The organism is uncultured Campylobacter sp. (assembly GCF_938045225.1).
Classification (GTDB): Bacteria; Campylobacterota; Campylobacteria; order Campylobacterales; family Campylobacteraceae; genus Campylobacter_A.
Genome location: NZ_CALINL010000184.1, coordinates 1 through 4,905, shown reverse-complemented (window position 1 = coordinate 4,905; position 4,905 = coordinate 1). Strand labels below are relative to the sequence as shown.

Below are 4,905 nucleotides of genomic sequence, written 5' to 3'. Positions count from 1 at the left end.
GTTTTCGCCGTCGTAAACTGCGTTATATATCGCTAGCGAAACGGTGTCGGTTTTGCCTACGATATTTCCGCCTAGCATCAGCGTGATGCCAACCTCGCCAAGACCGCGAGCTAGGGCTAAAACCAGCGCCGAAACAACGCTTTTAAAGACGTTTGGGATGAGGATAAAAACGGCGATCTCAAAGCGATTTTTACCTAGACTCTGGCCTGCTTCGATTAGGCTTTTAGGCAGGCTTTCAAGTGCGCTTTGAACGGGTTTTACAAACAGTGGCAAACCCGCTAAAAACGAAGCTATAACAAGCGCCGAAAAGCTAAAAACGATCTGTAAATTTAGCGCCTTGCCGATCACGCCGTTTCGCCCCAAGATATAAAGCAGCAAAAATCCCGTAGCAATCGGCGGAAAAATGAGCGGAAACATCACGACCGCTTCTAAAACGGCCTTAAATTTGCCACGGTAAAACGCCAAAAAATAAGCCGCACCGAGCCCCAAAAATAGGAGCAGTACGAAAGTAACGGCTAGCGTTTTGGCGCTTAAAAGCAGCGGATGAACGAGCCAGGCAAGTTCCTGCAAATTTTTCCTTTTTTCGTTAAATTTTGCTTTTCGTTTGAATTAAATTTAGCGAGTAAATTTTAGCGTTTAAATCAAATTTGACGCAAATTTTACGTCAAATTTGAAGGTAAATTTAACCGAGCCAAAAGCCCTCGATTTAAATTATTTTAGCCCGAATTTAGCGAAAATTTCCTTCGAGCGAGAAGTCTTTATCTCGTCTATAAATTTAGCGCACGCCTCGTTGTCCTCACACGCCGGAAGCTTTGCCGCCGAGATAAAAACGGGACTATAAAGCGCCTCGTCGATGTAGATCACGCTGCCAAACTCGCCCTCTCTAGCCACGGCCTCGGTCGAGTTGATAAAGCCAGCATCCACTTCGCCGTTCGTGACGTAGGCGACTACTTGCGGTACGCCTGCAACCGGTAGCATCTTAGGCGCTAGATCGGCCTCTAGTCCCGAGTTTTTCAAAAACTCCGTCGTCCTCACGCCGTAGATCGCTTTTTTAGAGTCCGGCATCGCGATTTTGGCAAGATTTTTTAGCTCAGAGACGTCTTTTATCTGCTTGCCTTTTGGCGTGACTAGCACCAAAGCACCCTTGCCGATGCGCTCATAGCCTTTTATGTTCAGATCCGTTTTCTTTAAAAACGCCTCGTCGCCCACGATCGCCGCCATCTTGCCCTCTTTTGCCTGGATAGTTATCTGGCCTAAATTTGCAAACGCGCCTTCGATCTGCACGCCGTCTTTTTTGAGATTTTCTATCACTTCAGTGACCGGTTTTTTGTATCCGCCGCCAGCACCCACGAGCAAATTTTCTCCGCCAAAGGCAACCGCAGCCGCGATAGAAATGAGTAGTAATTTTTTCATAAAATTCTCCTTTGAAATAAAATTTGGTAATTTTATGAAATATATCATTATACATTGATAAATTTTGCTGTTTTCGGAGATTTTTTAAAGAAGTATAAATAAGGATATTTTATATCGGCTCTAGTCCGTTTTTGGTTAGGCAGTACATTACGCTCGCTACGTCGCTTATAAATTCCTTATCGTGAGAGACGATTATCTGCGTGACGTCAAGGGATTTTAAGATAGCGGCTATCCTTCTTTGCATATCTGCATCAAGCGCGGTCGTAGGCTCGTCAAGTAGTAAAATTTTAGGCTCGGCCACCAGTATCCCAGCTAGTGCGACGAGCTTTTTCTCGCCTCCGGAGAGGTTAAAAACGATCTCGTCTTTTAGATGCCAAATTTCAAGCTCGCGTAAAATTTTCTCGGCTTTTGCGCGAGAGCCGTCCTCGTCCTCGCCGCGGCTAAACAGCGAAAACATCACGTCATCAAGTACACTAGGACAGATAAAACAATCATTGCTTTCTTGAAAAAGATAGCCCATGTCGCGGCGAAACGGCTTGTACTCGTCTAAATTTGAAATTTTATGGTGAAAAAGCTCTATATGCCCGCCGCAAGGCGCTTTAAGCCCCGCCATTATCTCTAGCAACGTGCTTTTACCGCAGCCGTTTGGGCCTATGAGCGCGATTTTGTCTTTGTGTGTCGCGTTTAAATTTAAATTTTCAAAAAGCGTTCTTTCGCCTATTTTTGCGCAGACATTTTTTAGGCTTATCGTGCAGCTCATATCAGGGCTCCTAAACTAAAAATATAACAACACGCCGTTAAAGCGATTATAGCGGCGTCTTTCGCGCCTATTTTGAGACTTTTATCTCCGTAAAGCTTACCGTCAAATCCCCTGCAAACAAAGGTCTTTTCAAGAACGCTCGCCTTATAAAACGCCTCCAAAAAAAGCATAGCGACTAAATTTGCGTAAATTTTATAGGTAAAAAGCGAGGCTTTAGGCTCAAATCCTCGAACTTTTAGAGTCTTTTTTAGCCTTATAAATATCGTTTTAAGATCGGCCGTAAATTTGGCGCTAAAATAAAAAATCGCCGTTAGCTTGTCGCCCAAATTTAGCGATGAAACCGCAAGCGCGATACTAAAATAATCGCTTCCGTAAAAAGCCAGCCGTCCAAAAAGTATGATCAAATTTGACCTTACAAATATCAGCTTTGCAAGCGCGTACTCTCCGTAAAGAACGAGGCTTAAGACGACTAAGATTATAAAAATATTTAGTTTTAAAACGGATTTTAAAATTTCAAAAAGATTTTTAAAATTTAAAATCGCCAAAAAAAACACTGGCGCGATAAAAACGGCGTCCGTAGCGCTTGAAAGCGAGACTTTGAAACTAAAAAAAGTAAAGCAAACGAGTAAAACGGATAGGTTCATTTGCCTCTTTTTACCAGATAAATTCCGCCGAAAAACAGCCCGATTCCGGCAAACGCAAGGATAAATTTAAGCGCGTAAGCCCCAAAATCCTCCTCGCTTTCGTCAAATTTGGCCTTTGATACATCGTTTGACGCGTTGCTTTCGGCATTTTTTAGCTCGTCTTTTTTTGCGGTAAATTTGATCCTTTTTTCGTGCGCTAGTCCGCCGTCGATCAGGATTTCAAATTCATCTGCGGGGATTTTAGCTCTGGCAAAGCCGTTTTCATCAGTTTGCGTGCCTCCTATCTGGGTGCCGCCTTTTATAAAAAATACTGGGCAGTTTTTACAAGGAGAATTTCCGTAAAAATAGCTTTTTATCTCGATAAATTCGCCATCTTGCTTTGCAAAGCCTTTTAGAGAGTGTGCGTTTAGGATGCTTGCAAAAAGCACGATCAAAAATATTTTTAGCAAATCAAAAGATCCTTTTTAACCCTAAAAATAAAAGAAAGCGCAAAAAGCGAGATGATCCCTTCAAGCGCCATGAGGGCTAAATTTGAAGTAAAAACAAGTGCAGCCACGGGCGCAAACTCTTTGCCATTTAAAACAAGCGTCAAGGAGAGTAAAACCGAAGAGCAAAGTATAGGCAAAAACCCGATCAAAAACCAAAAAAACGATCTATATCGCTTAAAAGAAAGCTTTAAAAGATATGGGCTAAGAAGCGCTGGAGAAGCGATAATGAGCAAATTTACGCCAAGCGCGCTAAGTCCGCCGTAACCAAAAAGCAAGGCCTGAAAAAACAGCGCGATAAAAATAGCCAAAACAGCATTTGCGCCCAAAAACGCCCCCGCAAGGCCGCTTAGCACGAGATGTATCGAGGTAACGCCGATGGGCAAGTGGATAAAGGACGCCATAAAAAACATCGCGCTGACGGCCGCTACTTTTGGTATCTCGCTCGTTTTTAGCTTGTAAATCAAGCTTGAGACCAAAACTACGCAAACGGCCGAGCAAGGCACTATGATTTCGGGTTTTAAAACGCCTTCGCTAATGTGCATTTATTTATACTCTTTAGTTTGCACCCAGATGACGGCTCCAAGCTCCACCGGATACTCTTTGCCCTCGTGTTTGATCTTTTGATCGTCGTCTATCAGCGCGGCAAATCCCCACCAGCCCTCAAGCGGCATCGCAAAGCTAAATTCGCCCTGCTCGTTAGTGTTTACTACCTGTGTTACGTGCGCATCGGACGGAGCTTTTAGCCCTTTGGTATTATAGTACTCTACCTCGACGGTTACGTTTTTAGCGGGTTTTCCTTTATAATAAACCACGCCTGAAAACAAATTTCCTTTATAAAGCCCGTACGGACGCGTTAGCGGTACTATCTCGGCTTTTAGTCCGGCCGGCTTATCCCAGCCCTCTCCGTAGCCGTAGGCATCGACGACGGTTTTTGTTATATGCCTTATAAATTTATCCTCCGCAGGCTCGAAGTAAGGCTTTGGATCCATATAAAACTGATAAATACCGGGCTCTTTTACGTCGTAGCTAGCCGTAAAATAGCTAAATTTATCCTCTTTTAGCTCTTTTAGACCTTTTATCGCCTCTTTTTTACCGTTTACGAAAACGCCCGCCTCGTTTGGAAGGACTAGATTCATCATATCGCCCTCAAAAGGATGGCTAAATTTGTAAGTGATCTGCAAATTTGCCTCTTTCTCGTCGTCCACGGTCGAATTTGACGGTACGACCATACCAAAATGCGCATAAGCGCTAACGCCCAAAAGCATAAGCGCCAAAGGCTTGATTTTCATTTTTGCTCCTTTTGAAGGTATTTGTTAAACAAAATTGTACCCCCGCAAAGCTTATTATTTATTAAATTTTTGAGATAAATCATATTTAAAGTATAAGAAAAATATTTTGGTATTATTTATAACTGCACAAAATAATAAACAGGGTTTTTAAATTTATTCGGCAAAATTTAGTGCCGATATAAATGCTGGTAGGTTTCGATTAAAACCGCGCTCTTGTAGGCAAAACGTAGCAAAGTAGCATTTAGATATGATAACGTCGCGGCCAAAATCCACTTAGTTTATCTCGAGCCAAAATAATTAATAACAATCTA

General features: G+C 42.8%; 7 protein-coding genes. All 7 read right to left on the bottom strand.

What is annotated here, in order from left to right:
• Positions 1-570 (bottom strand): ABC transporter permease subunit (locus Q0200_RS06930; protein ID WP_297939492.1); only part of this gene is annotated, 570 nt, incomplete at its 3' end.
• A 141-nt stretch (positions 571-711) separates the two neighbouring features.
• Positions 712-1,413, bottom strand: coding sequence for a molybdate ABC transporter substrate-binding protein (modA, locus tag Q0200_RS06925; protein WP_297939489.1), 702 nt, complete (start codon positions 1,411-1,413; stop codon positions 712-714).
• Positions 1,414-1,522: 109 nt separating this feature from the next.
• Positions 1,523-2,173: an ABC transporter ATP-binding protein gene (locus Q0200_RS06920; protein WP_297939486.1), complete on the bottom strand. Its 651-nt coding sequence runs from the start codon at positions 2,171-2,173 to the stop codon at positions 1,523-1,525.
• On the bottom strand, positions 2,170-2,817 hold the full coding sequence (locus Q0200_RS06915; RefSeq protein WP_297939483.1) for a cobalt ABC transporter permease: 648 nt from the start codon (positions 2,815-2,817) through the stop codon (positions 2,170-2,172). The genes Q0200_RS06920 and Q0200_RS06915 overlap by 4 nt, the downstream gene beginning before the upstream one ends.
• Entirely contained in the window at positions 2,814-3,266 is a 453-nt protein-coding gene (locus Q0200_RS06910) for a hypothetical protein (RefSeq protein WP_297939481.1), read from the bottom strand. The genes Q0200_RS06915 and Q0200_RS06910 overlap by 4 nt, the downstream gene beginning before the upstream one ends.
• Positions 3,260-3,847, bottom strand: coding sequence for a cobalt transporter CbiM (cbiM, locus tag Q0200_RS06905; protein ID WP_297939478.1), 588 nt, complete (start codon positions 3,845-3,847; stop codon positions 3,260-3,262). Before cbiM ends, Q0200_RS06910 begins: the two co-directional genes overlap by 7 nt.
• Positions 3,848-4,594, bottom strand: a complete 747-nt coding sequence (locus Q0200_RS06900; RefSeq protein WP_297939475.1) for a DUF4198 domain-containing protein — start codon at positions 4,592-4,594, stop codon at positions 3,848-3,850.
• Between the last annotated feature and the right edge of the window lie 311 nt (positions 4,595-4,905).